This is a genomic window from Crossiella cryophila, from assembly GCF_014204915.1.
Taxonomy (GTDB): Bacteria; Actinomycetota; Actinomycetes; order Mycobacteriales; family Pseudonocardiaceae; genus Crossiella; species Crossiella cryophila.
Genome location: NZ_JACHMH010000001.1, coordinates 9,133,098 through 9,159,621, shown reverse-complemented (window position 1 = coordinate 9,159,621; position 26,524 = coordinate 9,133,098). Strand labels below are relative to the sequence as shown.

The window sequence follows — 26,524 nt, the reverse complement described above, 5'->3', positions numbered from 1 at the left end:
AACTGCCCGGGACGTTACCGCTGTGTTCCGCTCCGTACCCGGGGAAGTACCAGGACACGCGTACTGTTGGGTCTGCGGCTATGTCGCATGGAGCAGGTAAATCGTTACGGCGCAATGACGGACATCACCCTAGGAGGGGTGTTTCCAGGTTTCCTGCCTGTTACAGTCCGGATTACCTGTCGCTACCGGCGCGTACGCCGGTGTGACCTCGCGGGCCACCGTCGTCCCGTGCCCAGCATTCCACCACCTGAGCACGGAACACGACGAGGGAGGTCTTCAGCGTGATCTTCTCCGCCATCCCCGCCAAGCAGGGCTTGTACGACCCGGCCGACGAACGAGACGCCTGCGGTGTCGCCATGGTCGCCGATATCCAGGGCCGCCGTTCGCACGGGATCGTGATCGACGCCCTCACGGCGCTGGCGAATCTCGAACACCGCGGCGCGGCGGGCGCCGAGCCCACGAGCGGGGACGGGGCAGGCATTCTGTTGCAGCTGCCCGATGAGCTGCTGCGCGCCGAGTGCGCGGACCTGCCGGAACCCGCTCCCTCCGGCGATCACACCTACGCCGCGGGCATCGCGTTCCTGCCCGCCGAGGACGATCTGCGGGTCAAGGCGGTCGCGCTGATCGAGCGGATCGCGGCCGAGGAGGGCCTGCGGGTGCTCGGCTGGCGCGAGGTGCCGGTCAGCCCGGAGGCGGCCGGTGTCGGACCGACCGCGCTGTCGGTGATGCCGCACTTCTCGATGCTGCTGGTGACCGCGGCCGAACCGGGCGCCGACGGGCGATGTCGGGCCGGCGTCGAGCTGGACCGCCTCGCCTTCGCGCTGCGCAAGCGCGCCGAGCACGAGAGCGAGCAGGAGGGCTGCGGTGTGTACTTCCCGTCGCTGTCCGCCCGCACGCTGGTGTACAAGGGAATGCTCACCACCGCGCAGCTCCCCGCGTTCTTCCTCGATCTGACCGACACCCGGCTGGCCAGTGCGATCGCGTTGGTGCACAGCAGGTTCTCCACCAACACCTTCCCCTCGTGGCCGCTGGCGCACCCGTTCCGGTTCGTCGCGCACAACGGTGAGATCAACACCATCCGCGGCAACCGCAACCGCATGCGCGCCCGCGAGGCCCTGCTGGAAAGCGACCTCATCCCCGGTGACCTGAGCAGGCTCTACCCGATCTGCGCGGGCGACGGCTCGGACTCCGCCTCCTTCGACGAGGTCCTGGAACTGCTGCACCTCGGCGGCCGCACCCTGCCGCACGCGGTGCTGATGATGGTCCCCGAGGCGTGGGAGAACCACGCCACCATGGACCCGGCCCGCCGCTCCTTCTACCAGTTCCACGCCAGCCTGATGGAACCGTGGGACGGCCCGGCCTGCGTCACCTTCACCGACGGCACCCTGGTCGGCGCGGTGCTCGACCGCAACGGCCTGCGCCCGGCCCGCTGGTGGCAGACCGCCGACGGCCGCGTGGTGCTGGCCTCGGAGACCGGCGTGCTCGACGTGCCAGCCGACCAGGTGGTGGCCAAGGGCCGCCTGCGGCCCGGCCGGATGTTCCTGGTGGACACCGTCGCCGGGCGGATCGTGGACGACAACGAGGTCAAGTCCGAACTCGCCGCCGGGCTGCCGTACGACGAATGGCTGCACGCCGGTCTGCTCAACCTGGCCGACCTGCCCGACCGCGAGCACGTGGTGCAGAGCCACGAGTCCGTGGTGCGCCGCCAGCTCACCTTCGGCTACACCGAGGAAGAGCTGCGCGTGCTGCTCACCCCGATGGCGGTCAGCGGGCTGGAACCGTTGGGCTCCATGGGATCGGACACCCCGATCGCCGCGATGTCGCAGCGCTCCCGGATGCTGTACGACTACTTCGCCCAGCACTTCGCGCAGGTCACCAACCCGCCGCTGGACGCCATCCGGGAGGAGATCGTCACCTCGGTCGCCAGGGTGATGGGCCCCGAGCGCAACCTGCTCGACCCCGGCCCCTCCTCGTGCAGGCACATCCAGCTGCCGTACCCGGTCATCGACAACGACGAGCTGGCCAAGCTCATCCACGTCAACGATGACGGCGACCTGCCCGGCTTCGCCTGCGCTGTCCTTAGTGGACTGTACGAAGTGGACGGTGGCGCGGACGCGCTGGCCGCCGCGATCGAGCGGGTCCGCCGGGAGGCGTCGGAGGCCATCGCCAACGGCGCGCGCATCCTGGTGCTCTCCGACCGGGACTCCGACCACCGGCTGGCCCCGATCCCGTCCCTGCTGCTGGTCTCCGCGGTGCACCACCACCTGGTGCGCACCAAGGAGCGGCTGCGGGTGGCGCTGGTGGTCGAGTCCGGCGACGCCCGCGAGGTGCACCACATCGCGCTGCTGCTGGGTTACGGCGCGGCCGCGGTCAACCCGTACCTGGCCTTCGAGACCATCGAGGACATGGTCAACCGCGGTGCGGTGACCGGCATCGAGGGTCGCAAGGCGGTGCGCAACTACGTGAGCGCGCTGGTCAAGGGCGTGCTCAAGGTGATGTCCAAGATGGGCATCTCCACCGTGGGCGCCTACACCGCCGCGCAGGTCTTCGAGGCGGTCGGCCTGGCCACCGACGTGGTCGCCGAGTACTTCGTGGGCACCGCCTCCAAGCTCGGCGGCGTCGGCCTGGACGTGCTCGCCACCGAAGTGGCGCAACGACATCGGCTGGCCTACCCGGACAACCCGACCGACCGCGCGCACCGCGGCCTGCCGGTGGGCGGCGAGTACTTCTACCGCCGCGAGGGCGAGCTGCACCTGTTCAACCCGGAGACGGTGTTCCTGCTCCAGCACGCCACCAAGACCCGGCAGTACGACGTGTATCGCCGCTATACCGCCGAATGCGACCGCCTGGCCAAGGAGGGCGGCGCGCTGCGCGGGCTGTTCGATCTCCAGGACTCCGGCCGCAAGCCGGTGCCGATCGAGGAGGTCGAGCCGGCCAGCGCGATCGTCAAGCGGTTCAACACCGGCGCGATGTCCTACGGCTCGATCTCGGCCGAGGCGCACGAGACCCTCGCGGTGGCGATGAACCGGCTCGGTGGCCGCTCCAACAGCGGTGAGGGCGGCGAGGACCCCGAGCGCCTCTACGACCTGACGCGGCGCTCCGCGGTCAAGCAGGTCGCCAGCGGCCGGTTCGGTGTCACCAGTGAGTATCTGGTCAACAGCACCGACATCCAGATCAAGATGGCCCAGGGCGCCAAGCCCGGTGAGGGCGGTCAGCTGCCCGGGTACAAGGTGTACCCGTGGATCGCGCGCACCCGGCACTCCACGCCGGGCGTCTCGCTGATCTCGCCGCCGCCGCACCACGACATCTACTCGATCGAGGACCTGGCCCAGCTCATCCACGACCTGAAGAACGCCAACGAGCAGGCGCGGGTGCACGTCAAGCTGGTCAGCGAGGTCGGCATCGGCACCGTGGCCGCTGGCGTGGCCAAGGCGCACGCGGACGTCATCCTGGTCTCCGGCCACGACGGCGGCACCGGCGCCTCCCCACTCACCTCGCTCAAGCACTGCGGCACGCCCTGGGAGATCGGGCTGGCCGAGGCGCAGCAGACGTTGGTGCTCAACGGTTTGCGCGACCGGATCACCCTGCAGGTGGACGGCGCGATGAAGACCGGGCGGGACGTGCTGGTCGCCGCGCTGCTCGGCGCGGAGGAGTTCGGTTTCGCCACCGCGCCGCTGATCGTGGCCGGTTGCGTGATGATGCGGGTCTGCCACCTGGACACCTGTCCGGTGGGCGTGGCCACGCAGAACCCGGAGCTGCGCAAGCGGTACACCGGCAAGGCCGAGTTCGTGGAGAACTTCTTCTACTTCGTCGCCGAAGAGGTCCGCGAATACCTTGCCGCCCTTGGCTTCCGCAACCTGGACGAGGCCATCGGGCACGCCGAGCTGCTCGGCAGGGACCAGGCCATCGACCACTGGAAGGCCGCCGGTCTGGACCTGTCGCCGATCTTCGAGGTCGTCGAGGGCCCGCAGGGCAGCGCCAAGCGCCGGGTCCGCGACCAGGACCACGGCCTGGACAAGGCGCTGGACCGCACCCTGATCCAGCTCGCCGAGGCGGCGCTGGAGGACGCGCACCCGGTGCGGCTGGAACTGCCGGTGCGCAACGTCAACCGCACCGTTGGCACCCTGCTCGGCTCCGAGGTCACCCGCCGCTTCGGCGGTTCCGGCCTGCCGGACGGGACCATCCACATCAGACTGAACGGCTCCGCCGGCCAGTCCCTCGGCGCGTTCCTGCCCGCCGGTGTCACCATCGAGATGGTCGGCGACACCAACGACTACGTTGGCAAGGGCCTCTCCGGCGGCCGGATCATCGTGCGCCCGCACGACGACGCGCCGTTCCGGGCCGAGCTGCAGGTGATCGCGGGCAACGTGATCGGCTACGGCGCCACCGGCGGCGAGATCTTCCTGCGCGGCCAGGTGGGCGAACGCTTCTGCGTGCGCAACTCCGGGGCCACCGCGGTGGCCGAGGGCGCTGGCGACCACGCCTTCGAGTACATGACCGGCGGCCGGGCCGTGGTGCTCGGGCCGACCGGCCGCAACGTGGCCGCCGGCATGTCCGGTGGCATCGCCTTCGTGCTGGACCTGGATCCGGTGAAGGTCAACACCGCGATGGTGGAACTCCAGCGGCCCAACGCGGATGACCTCCGCTGGCTGCGGGAGACCGTCGCGAAGCACCACCAGCTCACCGGATCCACGGTGGCGGCGTCGCTGCTCGGGGACTGGCCGCGCCGCTCGGCGGCGTTCACCAAGGTCATGCCCAGCGACTACCAGCGGGTTCTCGAAGCGGTGCGGATCGCGCGCGCCGAGGGTCGCGATGTGGACGAGGCGATCATGGAGGCTTCCCGTGGCTGACCCGAACGGATTCCTGAAGCACGCCCGCACCGAACCGGCCAAGCGCCCCGCGGGCGACCGGGTCGCGGACTGGCACGAGGTGTACGCCGAGGTGGAGCCGAAGGTCCGCGAGGACCAGGTGCGCACCCAGGCGACCCGCTGCATGGACTGCGGGATCCCCTTCTGCCACAGCGGTTCCGCCGGTTGCCCGCTGGGCAACCTGATCCCGGAGTGGAACGACCTGGTCCGCCGCGGTGACTGGGCGCACGCCGGGGACCGGTTGCACGGCACCAACAACTTCCCCGAGTTCACCGGCAGGCTCTGCCCCGCACCGTGTGAGTCCGCCTGCGTGCTCGCGATCTCGCCGCTCTCCGGCGGCGCGGTGGCGATCAAGCGGGTTGAGCAGGCCATCGCGGACCAGGTGTGGGAGATGGGCACGGTGGGCCCGAACCCGCCGTCGGTGCACTCCGGCAAGAAGGTCGCCGTGGTCGGCTCCGGCCCCGCCGGCCTGGCCGCCGCCCAGCAACTGACCAGGGCCGGCCACGAGGTCACCGTGTACGAGCGCGACGACCGCCTCGGCGGCCTGCTCCGCTACGGCATCCCCGAGTTCAAGATGGAGAAGCGGATCCTGGACCGCAGGCTGTCCCAGCTGCGCGCCGAGGGCACCAAGTTCATCACCAACTGCGAGGTCGGCGTCGACCTGACCGTCGAACAGCTGCGCGCCGACTTCGACGCCGTGGTGCTCGCGGTCGGCGCCCTGCGCGGCCGGGACGCCCCGGACATCCCCGGCCGCAACCTGGCAGGCGTCCACCTGGCGATGGAACACCTGGTGCCCGCCAACAAGTTCTGCGAAGGCGACGGCCCCACCCACATCGACGCCGCGGGCAAGCACGTGGTCATCATCGGCGGCGGCGACACCGCGGCCGACTGCCTCGGCACCGCACACCGCCAGGGCGCCGCGGGCGTACTGCAACTCGACCAGTACCCCATGCCCCCCACCGCCCGCGACGAGGAACGCTCGCCGTGGCCGGTCTGGCCCGTGGTCCTGCACACCTACCCAGCCCACGACGAGGGCGGCGAACGCAAGTTCGCGGTAGCCGTCGAGGAATTCGTCGACAACGGCGAAGGCCAGGTCCGCGCGGTGCGCCTGCGCAAGGTCCGGGTGGAAAAGGACGCCGACGGCCGCCGCGCGGTGATCCCCGTCTCCGACGAGGTAGAAGAACTCCCCTGCGACCTGGCCCTGCTCGCCATCGGCTTCGAGGGTGTGGAACACATGCCCCTGCTCCCGGAACTGGGCATCGACCTGAACAAACGAGGCTCCATCTCCTGCGGCTCCGACTGGCAAACAGACGCCCCCGGCGTCTTCGTCTGCGGCGACGCCCACCGAGGAGCCTCCCTGGTCGTCTGGGCAATCGCCGAAGGCCGCTCAGCCGCCCACGCCGTAGACACCTACCTAACCGGCGCCAGCACCCTCCCCAGCCCAGTCCGCCCCAACCTGGTCCCCCTGGCAGTCCGCTAACACCCAACCCCCCGCACAACAACAGCCAACACGGCGTACCAGAACGGCCAACGTGCCGTCCCATAACGGCCAACACACCGTACGACAACGGCCAACACGCCGGCGAGGGGTTCGAGTTCGAACCCCCTCCGCGCGTGTTGGCCGTTGTCGTACCCAGTGTTGGCCGTTCTTGTACGCCTTGGGCGATTGCGTGCGGGCGAAGCCCGAACAGGCGGCCGGGGTGGCTTTTCAACACTCCCCGAGCGGTTCCCCCATCCCCGTCAGCCTGGAGAGGACACACCGCATCCCGGGCAAGCGGCCTGCAACCTGCCGCCGCCCTAGCCTCTCAACCGCAACGGGCCGCTTGCCCGGGATGTGGTTTGGTATCGGAGGGCTGACGGGGATGGGGGAACCGTACGAGCACTGTTCTCTGCTCTTGACTTTCCCCCCCATCCTTTGATTTCTGCCCGTCCGGCGAGGACGCCCTTGATCTTGACTTTGGGTTTTAGATCAAGAGCAGGGGCCACTCGGCGAGGCGCGGTCAGCAAGCTCCAGGCCGTACGGAGAACACACGAGAACCCTCGTCGTGGGGTTTTCACCCCCAACCCCAACCCCCGCCCCGTCCGGGTTTGTGAACCCTGGTTAGCCGGATCGGGGAGTGTCGGGGGGCGGTCGTAGGCTGCGCCGCATGGAGTTCTCGGGGTTCGGGGAGTACGCGGTCGACTTCTTCGACGGGCTGGTGGCCGACAACTCCAAGTCCTACTGGACCGACAACAAGCCCGTCTACGACCGCGACATCCGCGCCCCCATGGAACGCCTGCTCACCGAACTCGAACCCGAGTTCGGCGCGGGCAAGGTGTTCCGCCCCTACCGCGACGTCCGCTTCAGCAAGGACAAACGCCCCTACAAGGACCACTGCGGCGGCGTCGTCGAGCAGGGGCGTGGCGGCGGGGCCTGGTATGTGGAGGTCGGCGCCGAGGGGCTCATGATCGGCGGCGGGTCCTTCGCGATGGCCCCGGACCAGCTCGCCCGCTATCGCACCGCCGTGGACGACGAGCGGCGCGGGGAGCAGTTCCGGGTCATCCTGGCCAAGTTGGTCAAGAAGGGCTGGGAGGTGTGTGGCGACGTCATGAAGACCAAACCCCGTGGCGCCGACCCCGAGCACCCGCGCCTGGACCTCCTGCGGCACCGCTCCATCTACGTCGCCCGGCGCTGGCCCCCTGACGACGACCTGCACGGCCCGGAATGCCTGGAACGCGTCCGGCTGGGCTGGCGGGAACTGAACGCGATCAACGAATGGTGTGCCGACCATGTCGGCCTCAGCGACCAGTGGCGGCGATGATGGGATTCACCGGGTTCGGCGAGCACGCCGTTGACTTCTACGACGGTCTGGAGGCTGACAACTCCAAGGCCTACTGGACCGATCACAAGGACACCTACGACCAGGATGTCCGGGCGCCGATGCTCGCGATGCTGGCCGAGCTGGAAGAGGAGTTCGGCGCGGGCAAGTTGTTCCGGCCGTACCGGGATGTCCGGTTCAGCCACGACAAGTCGCCCTACAAGACCGCGGCTGGCGCGCTGGCCGGGGGTGAGCTGGGGGAGTCCACCTACTACGTGCAGATCTCCGCGAACGGGCTGATGCTCGCCGGTGGCTGCTACCGGCTGGCGACCGACCAGGTGGCCCGCTACCGCACCGCGGTGGCCGAGGACCGGCGCGGCGGCGAACTGGTCAAGGTCCTGGCCAAGCTCACCAAGGCGGGCTGGTCGGTGCAGGGCGATGTCATGAAGACCCGCCCGCGTGGTGTCGAGGCCGACCACCCCCGGCTCGACCTGCTGCGGCACCGCTCGCTGCACGCGAGCCGGGCCTGGGAACCCGGCGACTACCTGCACGAACGGGAATGCCTGACCCGGGTGCGCAAGCACTGGCGGGCGCTGGCCCCGCTGACCGCCTGGCTCGCCGACCACGTCGGTCCCCCCAGCGGCTGACGCGGCCGGCGAGCCGCCACCCGCCGGACAACCCCGGGCGGCACCACTGTTCTACGTCGAACGCGTTGTCCGGCGCCGGGACCGATCGCCGGACAAACCAACCACCGGACAACCCCCGCCTCACCCGGACAGCTTGTCCAGCCAGCCCTCGGTCAACTCGGCCAGCCCGGCCGCCGCCGCCACCGTGTCCGCGGCCAGCACGCTGACCAGCGCCGCCTCCGGCAGCACGTGCACCGCGCCCCGCCCACCGGACAACACCCGCTCCGGCGGCGCCAGCCCCGGCGCGGCCACCAGCACCGTGGTCAGCACCCTGGCCTGGCCGAGCAGGGCGGGGGAGCGGTAGCCGGCCGGGTCCAGCAGCGTGGTCGTGGTGCGCAGCAGCGGCCGCCCGGCCCGGCGCACCCGCCAGCGCTGCACCGCCCGGCCTGCCGGTTCCGCGTGCCTGCCCAGCACCGTGGTCTCCCGCCAGCACAGCGTCGCGTCCGCGGCCAGTTCGACCTCGGTGCTCGCGTGCAGCAGGCACCCGGCGGCCAGCACCGTCGGCTCCAGCCCGACTTCCAGCGTCGCGCCCGCGCCGACCGTGGCGGACATCCGCACGCTCGCCGCCCGCCCGTCCAGGTCCGGCTGCACGAGTTGCGCGCTGGTCGAGCGCAGGTGCAGGGCCGCCCCCGGCCCGACCTCCAGTGCCAGGCTCAGCTCGTCGCCGCCGAGCGGGCCGCCGGCCGAGCCGACCAGGCAGACCCGCGCACCCGGTCCGGCCGCGCGGGTGCGGCGCAGGGTCAGCGGGGGGCGGGAGCGCTGCACCGACAGCACCGACCGGCCGTCCGGGGTGGCCAGCACGGTCAGTGCCGCGTCCGCACGCATCAGTGCTGGTGCGCGGGTGTCAGCTCGGCCAGCATCTCGCGCACCCAGGCCGTCACGCCACTGGCCGCCGGGTCCGCGGTCAGCGAGCTGAACAGCACCGGCAGCTCGCCCCGGATCGCCGCCGCGTCCCTGGCCATCACGTCCAGGTCCGCGCCGACCAGCGGGGCCAGGTCGGTCTTGTTGATCACCAGCAGGTCGGCCAGGGTCACCCCTGGCCCGCCCTTGCGCGGGACCTTGTCGCCGCCGGCCACGTCCACCACGAAGATCTGCCGGTCCACCAGGCCCTTGCTGAAGGTCGCGGTCAGGTTGTCCCCGCCGCTTTCCACCAGCACCAGGTCGAAGGCCCCGTGCCGGGCCTCCAGGTCCTCGATGGCGTCCAGGTTCGCGGTGATGTCGTCCCGGATCGCGGTGTGCGGACAGCAGCCGGTCTTGACCGCGCTGATCCGGTCGTCGGGCAGGATCGCGTTGCGGCGCAGGAACTCCGCGTCCTCGGTGGTGTAGATGTCGTTGGTCACCACGCCCAGCCGCAACTCGGTGCGCAGGGTCCGGCAGAGCGCGGCCACCAGCGCGGTCTTGCCGGAGCCGACCGGACCGCCGATGCCGATCCGCGGACTCGCACCCAGCCGGTGCAGGTGCGCGTGCGGGTCGGGGCCGTCGTCGTGCGGGCCGTCGCCGTGGTAGGCGCCCATGGATCTCCTTTCAGGACACGAAAAGCGTGTCGGTGAGCGTGGGGTGGGTGTCGGCGAGGACGTCCAGTGCGGGCGCGCCCTCGTCCGGGAGTTCGCTCCAGGGCAGCGGAATGGCGGCGGTGGCCGCGACACTGTCCACTGTGGAGGAAAGGGAGTTGAGCACGGACTGGACCGCGAACGGGTCGAAGGCGAGCAGCCGGATCGCGGCCGAGGCCGGTCCGGTCACCGCGGCCAGCGCGATGGCCACGGCGGCGTCCTCGGCACTCGCGCCCAGGATCGCCGCGCCCGCGCCGAAAGCGAGCGGATGATGGGCTCCGGCCGGACATCCGGCCCGCAACGCAGCCAGCACCGCGGCCGCGTCGACCTCCGCCCCGCCGAGCCCGGCCGCCGCGTCAGGCCGCGCCCCGAAGTCCGCCGCCCGCCGGGGCAAAGCGCGCAACAACCCCCGCCCCTGCTGCCGCGAAGCAATCCGCTGCCCAGCCGCCGGAGTCCGCGCGTCCAGCTCCGCGTCCAGCTCCGCCCAGCAAGCCGCGTCCCCACCATCCAGTGACCCGGCCAGCCGGGTAGCCGCCGCCGCGAACGCCGCCGTCACCAGCCCCGCCGACACCAGCCGCCCGCGCAGGAACCCGTGCAGCGAAGCCACATCCGTCACCGCCCCGGCCCGCACCGCCGCCTCCACACTGCCCGAGTGCACGTGGCCGCCCGCGGGCAGCCGGGCGTCCGCGAGCAGCAGCAGTCCCGCCGCGACCATCAGAACAGGAAGTACCGCTGCGCCATCGGCAGCGATTCGGCCGGTCGTGGCTCGACGACATCGCCGTCGATGCGCACGGTGAAGGTGTCCGGATCCACCTCGATCCGGGGCAGCGCGGTGTTGTTCGGCAGGTCCGCCTTGCCGCGCGAACGCGTGTTCGCCACCGGCACCAGTCTCCGCCGCACGTCCAGTCGCTCCGCGAGGCCGTCCTCCAGCGCGGCCGGGGCCACGAAGTGCACCGAGGAATGGGCTGCCACAACGGGTTCCGCGCCCCACATCGGCCGGGCGAACACCGGTTGCGGGGTCGGGATGGACGCGCCGGGGTCACCCATCGCGGCCCAGGAGATCAGCCCGCCCTTGACCACCACGTGCGGTCGCACGCCGAAGAACGCGGGCTCCCACAGCACCAGGTCCGCCAGCTTGCCCGGTTCCACCGAGCCGACCTCGTCGTCCAGGCCGTGTGCCACCGCCGGGCAGATCGTGTACTTGGCGACATACCGTCGCGCGCGCAGGTTGTCCGCGCCGCCGTCGCCGGGCAGCGCGCCCCTGCGCAGCTTGTTGACGTGCGCGGTCTGCCAGGTGCGCACGATGGTCTCGCCGATCCGGCCCATGGCCTGTGAGTCCGAGCTGATGATGGAGATGGCGCCCAGGTCGTGCAGCACGTCCTCGGCGGCCATGGTGCTCGGGCGCATCCGGGACTCGGCGAAGGCCAGGTCCTCCGGCAGCGTCGGGTCCAGGTGGTGGCACACCATCAGCATGTCCAGGTGCTCGTCCAGGGTGTTCACCGTGAACGGCCGGGTCGGGTTGGTCGAGGAGGGCAGCACGAAGGACTCCCCGGCCATCTTGATCACGTCCGGCGCGTGCCCGCCGCCCGCGCCCTCGGTGTGATAGGCGTGGATCGACCGGCCCGCGATGGCGTCCACTGTGGACTCCAGGAACCCGGCCTCGTTCAACGTGTCGGTGTGGATGGCCACCTGCACCCCGGAGGCGTCCGCGACCCGCAGACAGGCGTCGATCGCGGCAGGCGTGGTGCCCCAGTCCTCGTGCAGCTTGAACCCGCTCGCCCCGGCCCGCAGCTGTTCCCACAGCGCTTCCTCGCGAACGGTGTTCCCCTTGCCCAGCAAGGCCACGTTGACCGGATAGCCGTCCAGCGCGACCAGCATCCGCTCCAGGTGCCAGGACCCGGGCGTGACCGTGGTGGCCCTGGTGCCGTCGGCCGGGCCGGTGCCGCCGCCGACCACCGTGGTGATCCCGGCGGCCAGCGCCTCGGGCAGCTGCTGCGGGCAGATCAGGTGTACATGCGCGTCCACCGCGCCCGCGGTCAGGATCATCCCGTTGCCCGCCAGCACCTCGGTGGACGGGCCGATCACCAGTTGCGGGTGCACCCCGTCCATGGTGTCCGGGTTGCCCGCCTTGCCCAGTGCGACGATCCGCCCGTCCCGCACGCCCACATCGGCCTTAATGATGCCCCAGTGGTCCAGCACCACCGCGCCGGTGATCACCAGGTCGGGCGCGCCCTCGGCCCTGGTGGCCGCGGACTGGCCCATCGACTCCCGGATCACCTTGCCGCCGCCGAAGACCACCTCCTCACCGGCGCGGCCCGGTCCGCCGCAGCGGTCCTCGGTCACCTCGATCAGCAGGTTGGTGTCGGCCAGCCGCACCCGGTCGCCCGTGGTCGGGCCGTACCTGGCCGCGTACCCGGCCCGGTCCATCGAACTCACTCCGGCCTCCGCAGGCTCAGTCCCGGCACCACACCCCGGCCGGCCAGGGGCACCAGGTCCACCTCGCGCACCACGCCCGGCTCGAACCGGATCGAGGTGCCGGCCGGGATGTCCAGCCGGTGCCCCTCGGCGGCCGCGCGGTCGAATTCCAGCGCGGGGTTGACCTCGGCGAAGTGGTAGTGCGAACCGACCTGGGCCGGCCGGTCGCCGGTGTTGGCCACCCGCAGCCGCCGTCGCGGCGCGCCCGCGTTCAGCTCGATCCGGCCTGCCGCCGGGATGATCTCGCCGGGGATCACGGGATCGGCTCGTGGATGGTGACCAGCTTGGTCCCGTCCGGGAAGGTCGCCTCGACCTGCACCGAGTGCAGCATCTCCGGCACGCCCTCCAGGACGTCCTCCCGGCTCAGCACACCGCGGCCGGACTCCATCAGCTCGGCAACCGAGTTCCCGTCCCGCGCGCCCTCCAAAACGAAGGAGGTGAGCACGGCGACCGCCTCGGGGTAGTTCAGCCGCAGCCCACGGGCGCGGCGCCGGGCCGCCAGGTCGGCGGCCACGTGGACGAGCAGTTTCTCCTGCTCGCGGGGCGACAGACGCATCCTTCAGAACCTAGGCGTTGATCGTCGCCGTTCCAACGCCCAGGCGGCTGGCACGGACGGAGTTCACCCGTCGGAAACATTCCCCCGATCGCGTGACCGCCGCCAGGACCGCACCAGCAGCCACACCGCCAGCGCGACCGCGGCCCCGAGCAGGTCTGCCAGCGCGTCCGGCAGCCCGCCGGTCCGGCCGATCGGCAGCACAGCCTGGAGGAACTCCGAGAGCCCCGCCCACACCACCAGCCCGGCCACCAGGAAGGGCAGCCGGAAGCCGGCGATCATGCCAGTCACCGCCAGTAGCGCGAACAGGCTGAAGTGGATCACCTTGTCCGTGCCGGGCGGCGCCGATGGCACACCTGACGCGGGCATGAACAAAACCACAACGCTCAGTAGCGAGGCGACGACAAAAGGGACCACCCGAACGTTCGCTTGACGCACAGTTCTTCATCTTGCCGGAACAAGGTGGACAAGTTCCCGTATCGGTACCGTGATCGGTACAGCCGGGCGGCTAAGCTGCTAGACCGTGAGCCGACGAGCGAAGATCGTCTGTACGATGGGGCCCGCTACGGGGACCCCTGAGAAGGTGCGCGACCTGGTTGCCGCTGGCATGGACGTCGCCCGGCTGAACTTCAGTCACGGCACCCATGCCGACCACAAGCAGATCTACGACATCGTGCGCCAGGCCAGTGACGAGGCCGGCAAGGCGGTCGGCATCATGGCCGACCTGCAAGGACCCAAGATCAGGCTCGGGCGTTTCGCCAACGGGCCGGTCGAATGGCGCACCGGCGACCGGGTGCGGATCACGGTCGAGGACATCTCGGGCACCCATGACCGGGTGTCCACCACCTACAAGGGACTGGCCGAGGACGCCAAGCCGGGCGACCGCATGCTGGTCGACGACGGCAAGGTCGGCCTGGTCGTGGTCGGCGTCGAGGGCCAGGACGTGGTCTGCGACGTGACCGAGGGCGGCACGGTCAGCGACAACAAGGGCATCTCCCTGCCCGGCATGGACGTGTCCGTGCCCGCGCTGAGCGAGAAGGACATCGAGGACCTGGAGTTCGCACTCGCCCTGCGGGTGGACTTCATCGCGCTGTCCTTCGTGCGCTCGCCAGCCGACATCGACCTGGTGCACCAGGTGATGGACCGGGTCGGCAACGGCCGCCTGCCGGTGATCGCCAAGCTGGAGAAGCCGGAGGCGGTCGACAACCTGGAGGCCGTCGTGCTGGCCTTCGACGGCATCATGGTCGCCCGCGGTGACCTGGGCGTCGAGCTGCCCCTGGAGCACGTGCCGGTGGTGCAGAAGCGCGCGGTGCAGATCGCCCGCGAGAACGCCAAGCCGGTCATCGTGGCCACCCAGATGCTGGACTCGATGATCCAGAACTCCCGCCCCACCAGGGCGGAGGCCTCCGACGTGGCCAACGCGGTGCTCGACGGCGCCGACGCGGTCATGCTCTCCGGTGAGACCAGCGTCGGGCGTTACCCGATCGAGACCGTGGAGACCATGGCGCGGATCGTCCGCTACGTGGAGACCGAGACCACCACGGACACGGTCCCGCCGCTGACCCACGTGCCGCGCACCAAGCGGGGCGTGATCTCCTACGCCGCCCGCGACATCGGCGAGCGGCTCAACGCCAAGGCCCTGGTCGCCTTCACCCAGTCCGGTGACACCGTGCGGCGGCTGGCCCGCCTGCACACCACGCTGCCGCTGCTGGCCTTCACCCCGGAGGCCGAGGTGCGCAGCCAGCTGTCGCTGAGCTGGGGCGTGGAGACCTTCCTGGTGCCCGAGGTGGACTCCACCGACGCCATGGTCCGGCAGTGCGATCACGCGATGCTGTCCATCGGCCGGTACTCGCCGGGTGACCTTGTGGTCATCGTCGCAGGTTCCCCGCCCGGGACCGTGGGCTCGACTAACCTCATCCGAGTACACCGCCTGGGTGAAGAGGACCACGCCTGAGTCACTCGCCTGGGCCTAGCGCCCATTGGGGAGTGTCCTGACGTGACTGAGGCAGCCCGCGCCGCAGCCGCTGACCCGTCCGGGGTCCAGGGAGCGCATCCCGCGCCCCTGGCCCTGGACGGTGTCCCGCACGGCCAGCCGATCCTCGACCGCCTGGTCGCGCTGCTCGACCTGGAGAAGATCGAGGAGAACATCTTCCGCGGGGTCAGCCCCTCGGTCTCGCCGACCAGGGTGTTCGGTGGCCAGGTCGCCGGTCAGGCGCTGGTCGCCGCGGGCCGCACGGTGCCGCCGGAGCGCAAGGTGCACTCGCTGCACGCCTACTTCATCCGCGGCGGCGACCCGAGGGTCCCGATCGTGTACGAGGTGGACCGGATCCGGGACGGCCGTTCCTTCACCACCCGCCGCGTGGTGGCGGTCCAGCACGGCAAGGCGATCTTCTCGCTGTCCGCCTCCTTCCAGGTGGTCGAGGAGGGTCTGGAGCACGCCAACGAGATGCCGAAGGTGGCCGCGCCGGAGACCCTGCCGACGTATGCCGAGCGCACCGCGCCCTACCGCGAGCAGCTCAAGGCGTGGGCGACCATGCCGCGGCCGATCGACGTCCGCTACGTGACCGACCCGCCGTGGGTGTCCAAGGACTCGGGTCCGCGCCCGGAGGCCAACAACCAGGTCTGGATGCGTGCCGACGGCAAGCTGCCCGACGACGACCTGCTGCACGTGTGCCTGCTGGCCTACTGCTCGGACATGACCCTGCTGGACGGCGTCCTGGCCAGGCACGGCCTGAACTGGGGTTCCGACGGGGTGATCGGCGCCAGCCTGGATCACGCGATGTGGTTCCACCGGCCGTTCCGCGCGGATGAGTGGCTGCTCTACGACTGCGTGTCGCCGAGTGCCTCTGGCGGGCGAGGGCTCGCCACCGGCCGATTCTTCTCGGCCGACGGCCAGCTGGTCGCGACGGTGGTGCAGGAGGGCCTGATGCGGCTCGCGACGGAGTCCCCGCTCTAGAGCCGGGTCCAGTCGACGACGAGTTCGTCCCGCTGGCCGAAACGCACCAGGTGGCTGGCCACCACGTGTTCCATCCGGTCCAGGTTCTCCGTGGAGTCGGCGTGCACGCGCAGGCGCAGCACGCCGTCCTCCGCGGTCAGCTCGCAGCTACCGGCGGAGAACTTCAGGTCGCCGCGTTCCTCGGTGAACTCGGCGGACTCGATCTTGTGCGCGAAGTGCTTGCAGAGCTGGGTGAGGTAGCGCCCCGGGCGGTCGGTGGTGACCGCGGCCTCGGCGCTGATCAGGTTGGTCGTCATGTCCTGAGCATAGCTAAAGACTTGTTAGGTTCGCCTTAGTTGAACCACGCCCCGGTGTGCCCCGTGACCAAGGTGACGGCGACCGCACCACGATCGGGGTGAGCCCGCATGGCCGAGTTCGACGGTTTCCTGCCTGGTCCGCGCCTGTCCCGACGGCTGTTGCTGCGTTCGACCGCGGTCGCGGCCGGCGCGCTGACCCTGGCCGCCACCGTGCCCGCGCCGCGGTCGAGCTGGCCGGATGGCGAGGGCGTGCGGATCGCCTTCCTCGGGTTCACCGGCATGACCGTGCTGGACCTGGTCGGCCCGTGGCAGGTGCTGCGCATCGCCGACGGCACGGCCAGGCTGCACGTGCTGGCCGCCGACTCCGGGCTGATCCGCAGTGACAGCGCGATGGGGGTGGAGGCCACCGCCACGCTGGCCGGGACCCCTGGCGCGGACGTGATCGTGGTGGCGGGCGCGGCCAACCCGTTCCCGGCGCTGCGCGACCGGCGCAACATCGACTGGCTGCGCGAGCACGGCCCGAAGGCCCGCTACCTGACCTCGGTGTGCACCGGCTCGCTGCTGCTGGCCGAGGCCGGGCTGCTGAACGGGGTCCCGGCGACCACGCACTGGGCGTTCCGGGAGGAGCTGGCCGCCCGCGGCGCCCACCTGAGCACCGAGCGGGTGGTCAGGCACGGCAACGTGATCACCGCCGCCGGGGTGTCCGCGGGGATGGACATGGCACTGCACCTGGCCGCCGCGCTGTGGGGTCAGGAGGCGGCGATGCGGGCCCAGGCGCTGATCGAGTACGCGCCCGAACCGCCGTTCGCCGCGGGCCACCCGGAGCAGCTGCCGCCCGCGTTGGGCGCGGCGTTGCGGGAGTCGATGCGAACCCATGTGGCCAAGGCGAGGCACGGGCAGCCGCACGGGCTCTAGAGGTCCACCACGAGCCGGGCACGGGACACGCACGGGTACATCCGGCTGGCCCTGGCGAAGAGCACCTCGAAGGCCCGTTCCGGCGCGAATTCCTTGGCCACCGGCCGAAATCGCTCCACGTGCAGCCGTCCGGCTGCGCCGGGTCGCCGCAGAGCGAGTACTGCCGGGTGAGCCAGTTCGGCAGCATCAGGTCGATGTGCGCGCCCGGCCGCCACGGCGCCAGCGGGGTGCCGGTGGCACGCAGGTCCATGGTGAGCACGTCCTCGGCGACCGGGGTCAGGTGTTCCTGGGTGGTCTGCTCGCTTTCGAGCGTGCTCGGGACCAGCCTCGGCAGTGGGTCCGCGCCGTGGCCGCTCGCGTTCGGGCTAGACCGCGGCCAGTGCCCGGGGTCGGGAGAGTGCCAGCGCGGGCAGGGCCGCCGCGGCGACCAGCACGGCCAGGCCGAGGGCCAGCCGCATGCCGGGCAGGGTGTACCCGCTCAGCGCCCACAGGGTGGTGGCCAGCGCCGGGCCCAGCGCGAAGCCGATGCTGCGGGCCAGTTGCACGGTCGCGGCCGTGGTGGCGATCTGACCGCGCGGCGCGGCGCCCATGGCCAGGGACTGCACCGGGCCGCCGTAGAGCCCCATGCCCAGTCCGGCCGCGAACAACCGCCAGGCCAGGTCGATCGGTTGCCAGGACTCGGCCAGCGGCAGCACCAGCAGCAGTCCACCGGCCACCACCGCCACGCCGAGCAGGCCGGTGCGCCTGGCTCCCCAGCGGTCGCCGAGCAGGCCGCCGAGCGGTCCGGCCAGTGCCATGCCCACCGGGAAGGCCAGGATGGTCAGGCCGGTGGTGGACGGATCGGCGTGCAGCACGCGTTGCAGGTAGAACGGCAGGATCAGGTTCATCGCGGCGAAAGCCAGTCCCACGGCCAACAACGTCAGTTGTGGACCGGCCATTCCAGGGCGGCGCAACAGCTCCAGCACCTCGACGCTGGTCGATCGCCTGCGCCACAACAGGAACAACGGCACCGCGAGTAGTGCCAGCGCCAGCCAGGGCAGGCCGTCGCGGGCGGCGAAGGTGACCCCGAGCAGCACCGCGGACACCGCGCCGGCCACCAGCGCGGCCTCGGCCAGCCAGCTCCGGTCCGGCCACCGCAACGGGCGGTCCGCCGGGATCGCGCGCAGCCCGATTCCCAGTACCAGCAGGCAGATCGGCGTGTTCAGCAGGAACACCGCGGGCCAGCCGGAGACCTCCAGCAGCAGCCCGCCCAGCGCCGGACCGGTGAGCGCGCCCAGTGGGGCGAGGGTGGCCAGCACGCTCATCGCCCGCGCCCTGGCCTCCGGCCGCACCGCCCTGGTGGCCAGTGCCGGGGTGAGCGCGAGCATCAGCGCGCCGAAGCAGCCCTGCGCGATCCGCACCGCCAGCAGCAGCGCGAAGTCACCACTGGCCGCCCCGGCCAGGCTGGTCAGCGCGAATCCGCCGACCGCCAGCGCCAGCGCGGGCCGGGCGCCGACCCGGTCCAGCCAGCGGCCGCTGGGCAGCACCAGCGCGATCAACGGGAGCTGATAGGCCAGCACGATCCATTGCGCCGCGCCCGGGTCCACGCCGAATTCGTGTTGCATCGTCGGTAACGCGATGTTCACACTGTTCATCGTCAACAAGGATGTGAACGCCACCATTCCGGCGGCGAACACCAACGACCATTGATTGCGCTGGTGAATTTCCGGCATCAATCAGGCCACATGTCGCCGGTCGCGCGCGCTGGCCGCGCCAGGGCGACCGGGATTGAGCCGGGGAATATCGGCCACCGGAAACAACGGTCCGTGCGGATTGTCGTACTCCTCGTGATCGGCCAGGTCCGCGGGAGCAGGCCGGTACCGGGAGTCGCCGAAACGGGCCAGCAGCACGATCAGCACCAGCCCGGCCAGCGCCACCAGGTGCGCGGCCACCCTGGTCGGCGCGACCCCGCCGCGCACCAGGTCGAGCAGGCTCACCCCGAACAGCACCACCACGAACGTGCCCAGCACCGGCACCAGCCCGGCCACCTGCCGGGTGCGCAGCGCGGCCCAGCCGAAGGCCACCCCGAGCGCCAGGTTCCAGGCCGCGCTCTCGTGCGAGAGGTGGGTGGCGCCCGCGTCGAGCAGCCCGGTGCCGTGGTGGTCGCCGCCGCCGGGGCTGAGGAAGACCGACATGGCCAGGGTGACCTGGGCGATGCCGAGCAGGCCGAGTGCCCAGCGCAGTGCGGCCAGCAGGCTCACCCCCCGGCGCGGCGGCAGCTCGGCCAGCACCGCCGCGACCAGGTCCGGCCCGGTTTCGGCCACCCCGGTGCGAGCCAGCCGAGTGATCCGCGCTGCCCGGTCGTACCAGGCAGAACAGTCCGCGCAGGCGTCCAGGTGCGCGTCCAGCCGGGCAGTATCGGGCGGCTCCTCGCCGTCCAGCCGGGCGGAGAGCAGCTCCTGGTAGTTCGAGCAGTCCACGTGTCTCAAGGTCGGTCTGAACCCTCGTCCGGTTCCCTCCGTTCCCACTTTCGTGGTTAAAGTTCCGGCCATGGCCGATGACACCCAGATCACCGAGTGGGCGCTGGCCGCCGGCCGGGGCGACCAGGTCGCGGCCGCCGCCTTCATCCGGTCCACCCAGCGCGAGGTCTGGCGTTTCCTGGTGCACCTGGCAGGCCGGGACGAGGCCGAGGACCTCACCCAGGAGACCTTCGTCCGGGCGCTGCGCAGCGTGCACCGCTTCGCCGGCCGCAGCCACGCCCGCACCTGGCTGCTCTCCATCGCCCGCCGGGTCGCGGTGGACCAGGTCCGCTCGGCGATGGCCCGGCCGCGGATCTCCGGCGGGGTCGACTGGCAGGACTCGGCCGAACGCGCCACCCCGCTCACCCCTGGTGTCGACGAGGCCGTGGCACTCCAGCTGGCCGTGCGCGAACTGGGCGAGGACCAGCGCGCCGCGTTCGTGTTGACGCAGGTCATCGGCCTGGGTTACGCCGAGGCGGCCGAGGTCTGCGGCTGCCCGGTCGGCACCATCCGGTCCAGGGTGGCCCGCGCCCGGCAGGAGCTGGTGCAGGCCCTCGGCGAGGGGACCAGGCGCTCCGCGGCCAGTGAGTGACCTAACTCGCTGTCGGCAGGCTGTCCGGTCCGGTGTCCTGGATGCTCCGATTGCCCTATCGGGTCCGTTTCGCGCTGCCGACTTTCCAATAGCGAGAGCGCTCTCCTCTTCACTTGGTTGACAGCTTCCGAGCCGGCTCGCGCCAGGCCATCCGGCCCAGTCGGCGGACTGACCTGCCTGGATGTCCGGAGCAACGTCATCCCAACGGCTCAGTGTGCATCGTTTGTCGGGGCATCCAACCTTCGTTGTAGACGTTTTCAAGGAGCGATCCAAGAATCTGAAGCAGCGGCCCGGCAGTTCTGACCGCTGCTAAGTTCCCTCAACGGATTCACTTACCGGGTTTTCGTGCTACCAAAGAGCAAAGCCCGTCGTTCAGCAGAGCAGCGGTATGCGTCCTCCTCCTCCAAGGACGCCTGCCGCCGAACGGCGCAGGCAGGACCGTGAGTACCGGCACAACAACGCCGGGAACTCGCCATGGGTTTTTCCCGACTCATGGTTGTGGACTAAAGGAGGAGCCTTGCTGCATTCGGATCACTCGCTGTGCCCCGTTCGACCGCCAACGTGCGAGCCGCCAGTGGTCAGCTCACCCACACCCCGAATCGGGTCGCGCCCTCCTCACGTCGCGCCCTGCGCCGGGTTCAGCCGCCGATGACCCACGGACACCGAGGACGGACCATGATGGAACCGGTCTTCTTACACACGAGAGAGTTCAAACGCGACCCGTACCCGACCTACGCGCGGCTACGGGAGCAAGGCCCGGTGCACCGGGTCGCCTTCCCCAGCGGGGTGGTGGGCTGGCTGGTCACCGGCTACGACGCCGCCGTGTCCACACTGGCCGATCCGCGCCTGTCCAAGGACCACCGCCACGGCGGTGAGCAGTGGCGACGGCTCTCGGCGAGCATGCCGGAGCCCTACCACGGCAGGCTGCAGGCGCACCTGCTGCACCAGGATCCGCCAACGCACACCCGGATGCGCAAGCACGTCACCGATTCCTTCTCCCCGCGCCGGATGGCCGCGCTGCGGGCGAAGGTGGAACAGATCGCCGAGTCCCTGCTCGACGATGTGGTGGCCGAGGTCGCCAGGGGTGGCAGCGCGGACCTGGTCGAGCACTTCGCCGCGGAGTTCCCGTTCCTGGCGCTGAGCGAGGTGCTGGGCATCGACGCCGACTTCCGGGACCGGTTCCAGCCGGAGTGGCGCAAGGTGGTGGCCCCGGTGGGCCCCAACGAGCCCGGCAGGCCCGCGTACCTGGCACTGCTGGAGGGGTGCCAGGACTACATCGCGGAACTGGTGGCGCACAAGCGGGAACACCCCGCCGACGACCTGCTCTCCGCACTGGTGCGGGCCAACGACGCGGGCGACCTGGCCGATCACGAACTGAGTTCGATGATCTTCCAGCTCTTCGCCGCCGGGCAGGAGCCGGTGACCAACCAGATCACCACCATGACGGTGGCGCTGCTGGCGCACCCCGCCGAGTTCGCCGAACTGGCCGCGCGGCCGGAACTGCTGCCCGGCGCGGTGGAGGAGCTGTACCGCTACGACGGTTCGTTCGAGATCACCACCTGGCGCTTCTTCCGCGAGGACAGCGAGTTGCACGGGGTGCGGATCCCGGCGGGCGAGTCGGTCATCGTCTCCCTCGGCGCGGCCAACCGGGACGGGCGGCGGTTCGCCGATCCCGACCGGCTGGACTTCACCCGCTCCCCGAACCCGCATGTGGCCTTCGGGCACGGGATCCACTTCTGTCCCGGCGCCGCGCTGGCCCGGATCCAGGGCCAGACCGCGGTGTCCGCGCTGATCCGCCGCCTGCCTGGGCTGCGGCTGGCGGTGGCCGCCGAGGACCTGGAGTGGATCCAGGCCGTGCTGGGCCGTGGGGTGGCCCGGCTGCCGGTGACCTTCGAGCCTGCGCTGGCCCAGCCCGCGTTCGCCTGAACTGACGATCTCCACCGGACCGTGACGTCCGGTGGCTTTGTCCGACAACCACATTCCCCCATTCACGCCGGGCGCGCACCCGGTGCGATGGGCGCTGTACGCAGCATGCCTGGAGGCACGCCATGAGTCCCACCACCACCATCTCCGCCGGAGTCGACCACGTGCTGGACGTGGCCGAGACCTGCGAGTCGATCCTGCGGATCCTGTTGCCCTACCGGCGCGCGGAATCCGAGGACACCTATACCGACAGCGAGGTGGCCACCGCCTTCGCCGAGCAGCTCTCCCAGCTCCGCGAGTTCGTGGCCGCCGGTGAGCCGATCATGTTCACGCTGCCGGCCTTCCCGTGCAAATCACCCAACAACGACAAGGTGTTCGGCCACCTGCCCGACCTCGGCGAGCTGCTCTCGCTGCGGTTCCTGCACGGCCTGACCGAGCGGGTAAGGGAGATCTACCCGCCCGGCGCGCGGATGCTGATCTGCTCCGACGGGCACGTCTTCGGCGACCTGATCAAGGTGCCGGACCACCACATCGACGAGTACGCCGAGACCCTGCGCCAGATGATCACCTGGGGCGGCTTCGACTCGATCGACACCTTCAGCCTGGAGAACGTCTACGGGGACGCCGGTTTCGACGTGAAGCGGCGCATCCTGACCGAGGAGTTCGCCGAGTCGGAGGAGTCGCTGCGGGAGGAGGTCAGGGCCGGTGGCAAGGCGTTGCGGCTCTACCGCGGCATCACCCGGTTCCTGGTCGAGGACGCCGGTGACTTCGACGGCACCAAGTCGGCGTTGCAGCGGGAATGCCGCCAGCGCGCCTACGGGGTGATCCAGCGCAGCCGGGCCTGGGGCGACCTGATCGCCAAGTACCACGCCAAGCAGGTCCGGCTCTCCATCCACCCGCAGCCGGTGGGCGGCCCCAAGTTCGGCATCATGCTGCTCGGTTCGCCGGACTGCTGGCTGACCCCGTGGCACTCGGTCGCCGTGCAGCAGCGCGGGGAGCGCAACTACACCCTGATGAAGCGGATCGACGCGGCCAAGGTCGGCGAGCCGGTCAACCTCAACGGCCGTCCGTCGCACTACGTGGCGGTGTCCGCCTGACCGTGTCCACGACCCCGGCGAGACTGTCGTGCTCGCTGTTCCCGCCGGGCGTGGACACCTTCCAGCGATGGCCGTCGGCGGTGCGGTGCCAGCCCACCTCCACCTCGGCCACCGCGGCCGTGTCGTCGATCCGGTAGCCGCAGCGTTGCAGCGCCCGCCGGGTCCACACCTCGGTCAGCTCGTCGCCCGCGCCGGTGACCCTTGCCGTGCCGTGGGTTTGTGCGCGCACCTGAAAACCGCCGGCCAGCGGGTCGAAGGTGTGGTCGCGGCCGCCGAAGGCCCGTTCCAGGACACCGTCCAGGACCAGGTCCTCCGGCGCGCCCGCGACCACGCTCCCGCCGGGCAGCACCAGCCACACCACGTCGGCGTTGCGCAGCGCCAGTTCCACGTCGTGGGTGGACAACAGGACCGCCAGCCGGGTGGCCCTGCCCAGGCCGCGCAGCATCGCGGTCAGCTCGGCCCGCCGTGGCGCGTCGAGGAACGCGGTGGGCTCGTCCAGCAGCAGCACGTCCGGCTGCTGGGCGAGCGCCCGCGCGACCATCAGCCGCTGCCGCTCGCCGTCGCTCAGCTCGTCCAGCATCCGCTCGGCCAGTGACTCCGCCCCGGCGAGCGCGAGTGCTTCCCGCACAATGACCTTGTCCGCCGCGCCGAGCGTGCCGGACCAGCCGGTGTAGGGCGCGCGGCCGAGTTCGACCAGGTCGATCCCGCGCAGGTTGCCGACCTGGATCCGGGTGGTGAGCACCACGGCCAGCCGCCGGGCACGCTCCACTCTGGACAGTCCGGCCAGCGGAACCCCGGTGAGGTCGACGGATCCGGCCAATGGCGGCTGCATCCCGGCCAGGGTGCGCATCAGGGTGGACTTGCCGGTGCCGTTGACCCCGAGCAGGCAGACCAGCTCTCCGGCGTGCAGGCCGAGGTCCACTTCGGACAGTACCGTGCTGGCCCGGCGGCGGACCCGGTAGCCGACGGCGAGTCCGTTGGCGCGCAACACCTCGGGTCGCATCACACCTCCAGTCCGCGGCCGCCGCGGCCCAGTCGCACCAGTACCCAGGTGACCACCGGCGCGCCCAGCAGCGCGAGGGTGGTGTTCAGCGGCAGCACCGCCTCGCTGCCCGGCAGCTGGCTCAGGATGCCGGCGGACACCGCGATGGTGGCGCCCAGCACGGCCGCGCCGGGGATCAGGTAGCGGTGGTCGGCGGTGCGCAGCAGGCCGCGGGCCAGGTGCGGGGCGGCGATGCCGAGGAAGGCGATCGGCCCGGCGTGCGCGGTGACCGCGCCCGCCAGCAGCGCGGCCCCGGCCATCAGCGTCCAGCGGAAGGCCCGCACGGACACCCCGAGTGATTCGGCGTAGCCCTCGCCGAGCAGGAACAGGTTGAGCCGCTTGACCGAGAGCACCGCGAGCACCAGCCCGGCCAGCACCATGCCGGCCAGCACCGGCAGGGCCTGCCAGGTGACGCTCTGGAAACTGCCCGCGCTCCAGTCGGTGAAGGTCTTCACCGCCTCCGGCTGGGCGTAGTAGACCAGCATGTCCACCATGGCCAGCACGAACGCGTTGACCATCACGCCGATCACGATGACGATCACGGTGCTCCGGATCAGCGCGGCCACCAGCAGCATCACCGCCATCACCGCGGCTGCCCCGAGCGCGGCCGCGGTCACCGTGCCCAGACCCTCCATTGTGGACAGCGCCACGCCACCGGTGAGCGCGCTGCCGCCGCCGAGCAGCACCAGACTGACGCCGAAACTGGCCCCCGCGTTGACCCCCAGCAGGTGCGGGTCGGCCAGGGGGTTGCGGAACAGGGTCTGCATCTTCAGCCCGGCCACGCCCAGCGCGGCCCCGGCGAGCAGTCCGGTCAGCGCGCGCGGGATGCGGATCTCGGTGACGATGAACGCCCAGGACGCGGTTTCCGTTGGCTCGCCGAGGATCGCCCGCACCACGTCGGGCACCGGGATGCGCACCGAGCCGAGGCTCACCGCGAGCACGGCGAGCAGGACGGCGACGCCGCCGAGCCCGACCAGCAGCACGACCCGCCAGCCAGCCCGAACGGGAACCCGGGCTGGCTGGGGAACGGCTGTGGGTGGGAACTCGGTACTCGGCAGCGTCGCCTGGCTCATCAGCCGGCCTCGATCCGGCGGAGGAAGGCCAGCTGGTGACCGGGCTGGACCTCCGGGTGCAGCACGCTGACCAGGTCGGCCAGCAGCTTGTCCGGGTTGACCAGGCCCGCGGCCGCGTACACCCGCGGATCGGCCCGGTCGATGCCCTTACCGCTGGTCAGCGCGGTGATCCTGCTCAGCCGAGGTTCGGCCTCCAGGATCTTCTTGACGGTCATGCCCTTGCCGACGAAGTCCGGCCGGAACCAGAACTCCGCGCTCGCGCCCTGCTCGATCATGGTCTCCATCGGCACCCGTTGCAGGACCTTGCCTGGCAGGTCGAACACGGTGCGTCCGCCCGCGTCGCGGACCAGGGTGGGCTCCAGGTAGTCGTGCTGCGGGGTGAGGAAGTCCCGGCCGTGCCCGTTGATGCCCACCAGCACCGAGGGTTTCCCTTGCGCGGCAGTGGCTTTCGCGGTCAGCTCGCGGTAGCGGGTCCGCACCCCGGTGTAGTGCGCGGTGGCCTTGGCCTCGCTGTTGGTGAACAGGGACAGGAACTTCACCGCCTCCGCGCTGCCCAGCGGCGGCTCGTTGAACGGGTCGTAGAAGACCACGCCGACCCCGCCCTGGCCGAGCTTGTCGAAGCGCGCCTTGTCCCCGCTGGCGGCGAACATGACCTCCGGCCCGAGGTTGAGCACCCGCTCGGTGTCCAGCTTGTCGCCGTGCCCCACCCCGATCGCGGTCTTGTCCACGATCCGCCTGTTGACCTGCGGCAGGTGGGTCGGCGCGGTGTCGGTGTTCGGGAATTCGCCGTACCCGGCCAGCACCTCCGGCGCGAGCACCTCGAAGGCGCCGAGCAGGGTGGCCGGGTTGTCGATGGCCTTGCGCACCGGCACCCTGATCGCGGTGGCCCCGGCGAGTTCCCCGGTCAGCTCGGGTTTCGGCGTGCCGCACTGGTAGAGCACGTAGCTGCGCGGCGCGGTGTCGTTCTGCTCCAGGCTGGTCTTCGGCCCGGCGTTGACCTTGAGCAGCTTGTAGTGCTGCCGGTACTGCACCTGCCACTGGGTGGAGACCTCTGCGCTCACCTTGTCCGGGAAGTAGTCCCGCCCGGCCTCGTAGTTCCGCGCACACCCCGCGTCCCCTGGCTCGGCCGCCGGGGCGCCCGCGCAGGCGCCCAGTAGCAACAGGCTGGTGGCGGCCAGCGCGAGGGACAAGCGGGGCATGCG

Annotated in this window: 23 protein-coding genes and 1 pseudogene; 10 read left to right on the top strand and 14 right to left on the bottom strand. The window is 71.0% G+C overall.

Annotated elements, in window-relative coordinates:
• The first annotated feature begins 281 nt into the window (after positions 1-281).
• From gltB to HNR67_RS39210, 4 genes are all read left to right on the top strand, one after another.
• A complete protein-coding gene (gene gltB, locus HNR67_RS39225) occupies positions 282-4,850 on the top strand; it encodes a glutamate synthase large subunit (RefSeq protein ID WP_185008438.1) in 4,569 nt (1,522 codons plus the stop codon).
• Positions 4,843-6,348, top strand: coding sequence for a glutamate synthase subunit beta (locus tag HNR67_RS39220; RefSeq protein WP_185008437.1), 1,506 nt, complete (start codon positions 4,843-4,845; stop codon positions 6,346-6,348). Before gltB ends, HNR67_RS39220 begins: the two co-directional genes overlap by 8 nt.
• Before the next feature lie 667 nt (positions 6,349-7,015).
• Positions 7,016-7,669: a DUF2461 domain-containing protein gene (locus tag HNR67_RS39215; protein WP_185008435.1), complete on the top strand. Its 654-nt coding sequence runs from the start codon at positions 7,016-7,018 to the stop codon at positions 7,667-7,669.
• Complete coding sequence (locus tag HNR67_RS39210; RefSeq protein WP_185011637.1) at positions 7,669-8,313, top strand: DUF2461 domain-containing protein; 645 nt, start codon at positions 7,669-7,671, stop codon at positions 8,311-8,313. Before HNR67_RS39215 ends, HNR67_RS39210 begins: the two co-directional genes overlap by 1 nt.
• 120 nt (positions 8,314-8,433) lie before the next feature.
• Here the strand turns inward: HNR67_RS39210 and HNR67_RS39205 are convergent, their stop codons facing one another.
• The 7 genes from HNR67_RS39205 to HNR67_RS39175 form a co-directional block, all read right to left on the bottom strand.
• Positions 8,434-9,177, bottom strand: a complete 744-nt coding sequence (locus HNR67_RS39205; protein WP_185008433.1) for an urease accessory protein UreD — start codon at positions 9,175-9,177, stop codon at positions 8,434-8,436.
• The gene (gene ureG / locus HNR67_RS39200; RefSeq protein WP_185008431.1) at positions 9,177-9,866 is read right to left on the bottom strand and encodes an urease accessory protein UreG; all 690 of its coding nucleotides are present in this window, start codon (positions 9,864-9,866) and stop codon (positions 9,177-9,179) included. The genes HNR67_RS39205 and ureG overlap by 1 nt, the downstream gene beginning before the upstream one ends.
• Positions 9,867-9,876: 10 nt before the next feature.
• A complete protein-coding gene (locus tag HNR67_RS39195) occupies positions 9,877-10,617 on the bottom strand; it encodes an urease accessory protein UreF (protein ID WP_185008429.1) in 741 nt (246 codons plus the stop codon).
• On the bottom strand, positions 10,617-12,338 hold the full coding sequence (locus HNR67_RS39190; RefSeq protein WP_185008427.1) for an urease subunit alpha: 1,722 nt from the start codon (positions 12,336-12,338) through the stop codon (positions 10,617-10,619). The genes HNR67_RS39195 and HNR67_RS39190 overlap by 1 nt, the downstream gene beginning before the upstream one ends.
• Positions 12,335-12,634 (bottom strand): urease subunit beta, encoded by a 300-nt coding sequence (locus HNR67_RS39185; RefSeq protein ID WP_185008425.1) that lies wholly within the window; start codon positions 12,632-12,634, stop codon positions 12,335-12,337. The genes HNR67_RS39190 and HNR67_RS39185 overlap by 4 nt, the downstream gene beginning before the upstream one ends.
• Entirely contained in the window at positions 12,631-12,933 is a 303-nt protein-coding gene (locus tag HNR67_RS39180; RefSeq protein ID WP_185008423.1) for an urease subunit gamma, read from the bottom strand. The genes HNR67_RS39185 and HNR67_RS39180 overlap by 4 nt, the downstream gene beginning before the upstream one ends.
• A 63-nt stretch (positions 12,934-12,996) precedes the next feature.
• Positions 12,997-13,299 carry a VanZ family protein gene (locus HNR67_RS39175; protein WP_246492698.1) on the bottom strand — a complete coding sequence of 101 codons (303 nt, stop codon included), beginning with the start codon at positions 13,297-13,299 and terminating at the stop codon, positions 12,997-12,999.
• Positions 13,300-13,453: 154 nt separating this feature from the next.
• On the opposite strand from HNR67_RS39175, the gene pyk reads away from it, so the two are divergent.
• Complete coding sequence (gene pyk / locus HNR67_RS39170; protein ID WP_185008420.1) at positions 13,454-14,884, top strand: pyruvate kinase; 1,431 nt, start codon at positions 13,454-13,456, stop codon at positions 14,882-14,884.
• A gap of 42 nt (positions 14,885-14,926) precedes the next feature.
• On the top strand, positions 14,927-15,886 hold the full coding sequence (tesB, locus tag HNR67_RS39165) for an acyl-CoA thioesterase II (protein WP_185008418.1): 960 nt from the start codon (positions 14,927-14,929) through the stop codon (positions 15,884-15,886).
• On the opposite strand, the gene HNR67_RS39160 is transcribed toward tesB, so the two are convergent.
• Positions 15,883-16,182, bottom strand: coding sequence for a DUF2218 domain-containing protein (locus tag HNR67_RS39160; RefSeq protein ID WP_221490203.1), 300 nt, complete (start codon positions 16,180-16,182; stop codon positions 15,883-15,885). The two genes, tesB and HNR67_RS39160, sit on opposite strands and share 4 nt — an antisense overlap.
• A gap of 108 nt (positions 16,183-16,290) precedes the next feature.
• Between HNR67_RS39160 and HNR67_RS39155 the strand changes: the two genes are divergently transcribed.
• Positions 16,291-17,097 (top strand): DJ-1/PfpI family protein, encoded by an 807-nt coding sequence (locus HNR67_RS39155; protein WP_221490202.1) that lies wholly within the window; start codon positions 16,291-16,293, stop codon positions 17,095-17,097.
• Between the two features lie 139 nt (positions 17,098-17,236).
• Here the strand turns inward: HNR67_RS39155 and HNR67_RS45390 are convergent.
• From HNR67_RS45390 to HNR67_RS39145, 3 genes and pseudogenes are all read right to left on the bottom strand, one after another.
• Positions 17,237-17,347, bottom strand: a pseudogene (locus tag HNR67_RS45390) (oxidoreductase); the annotation flags it as partial.
• A 115-nt stretch (positions 17,348-17,462) separates the two neighbouring features.
• The gene (locus HNR67_RS39150) at positions 17,463-18,758 is read right to left on the bottom strand and encodes an MFS transporter (RefSeq protein WP_281403277.1); all 1,296 of its coding nucleotides are present in this window, start codon (positions 18,756-18,758) and stop codon (positions 17,463-17,465) included.
• Between the two features lie 54 nt (positions 18,759-18,812).
• Positions 18,813-19,556, bottom strand: coding sequence for a zf-HC2 domain-containing protein (locus tag HNR67_RS39145; protein WP_185008415.1), 744 nt, complete (start codon positions 19,554-19,556; stop codon positions 18,813-18,815).
• 70 nt (positions 19,557-19,626) lie between these two features.
• Between HNR67_RS39145 and HNR67_RS39140 the strand changes: the two genes are divergently transcribed.
• The 3 genes from HNR67_RS39140 to HNR67_RS39130 all read left to right on the top strand — a co-directional run bounded on the left by HNR67_RS39140 (position 19,627) and on the right by HNR67_RS39130 (position 23,207).
• Positions 19,627-20,187, top strand: coding sequence for a sigma-70 family RNA polymerase sigma factor (locus HNR67_RS39140; protein WP_185008413.1), 561 nt, complete (start codon positions 19,627-19,629; stop codon positions 20,185-20,187).
• Positions 20,188-20,862: 675 nt separating this feature from the next.
• Positions 20,863-22,113 carry a cytochrome P450 family protein gene (locus HNR67_RS39135; RefSeq protein WP_221490201.1) on the top strand — a complete coding sequence of 417 codons (1,251 nt, stop codon included), beginning with the start codon at positions 20,863-20,865 and terminating at the stop codon, positions 22,111-22,113.
• 122 nt (positions 22,114-22,235) lie between these two features.
• On the top strand, positions 22,236-23,207 hold the full coding sequence (locus HNR67_RS39130; protein WP_185008409.1) for an L-tyrosine/L-tryptophan isonitrile synthase family protein: 972 nt from the start codon (positions 22,236-22,238) through the stop codon (positions 23,205-23,207).
• Here HNR67_RS39130 and HNR67_RS39125 read toward each other — a convergent pair.
• Genes HNR67_RS39125 through HNR67_RS39115 form a run of 3 tightly spaced genes read right to left on the bottom strand, consistent with a single transcriptional unit; the run spans position 23,167 to position 26,521 of the window.
• A complete protein-coding gene (locus HNR67_RS39125; protein WP_185008407.1) occupies positions 23,167-24,210 on the bottom strand; it encodes an ABC transporter ATP-binding protein in 1,044 nt (347 codons plus the stop codon). The genes HNR67_RS39130 and HNR67_RS39125 overlap by 41 nt on opposite strands.
• Positions 24,210-25,322 (bottom strand): FecCD family ABC transporter permease, encoded by a 1,113-nt coding sequence (locus HNR67_RS39120; protein WP_185008405.1) that lies wholly within the window; start codon positions 25,320-25,322, stop codon positions 24,210-24,212. The genes HNR67_RS39125 and HNR67_RS39120 overlap by 1 nt, the downstream gene beginning before the upstream one ends.
• The gene (locus HNR67_RS39115; RefSeq protein ID WP_185008404.1) at positions 25,322-26,521 is read right to left on the bottom strand and encodes an ABC transporter substrate-binding protein; all 1,200 of its coding nucleotides are present in this window, start codon (positions 26,519-26,521) and stop codon (positions 25,322-25,324) included. Before HNR67_RS39115 ends, HNR67_RS39120 begins: the two co-directional genes overlap by 1 nt.
• Positions 26,522-26,524: the final 3 nt, after the last annotated feature.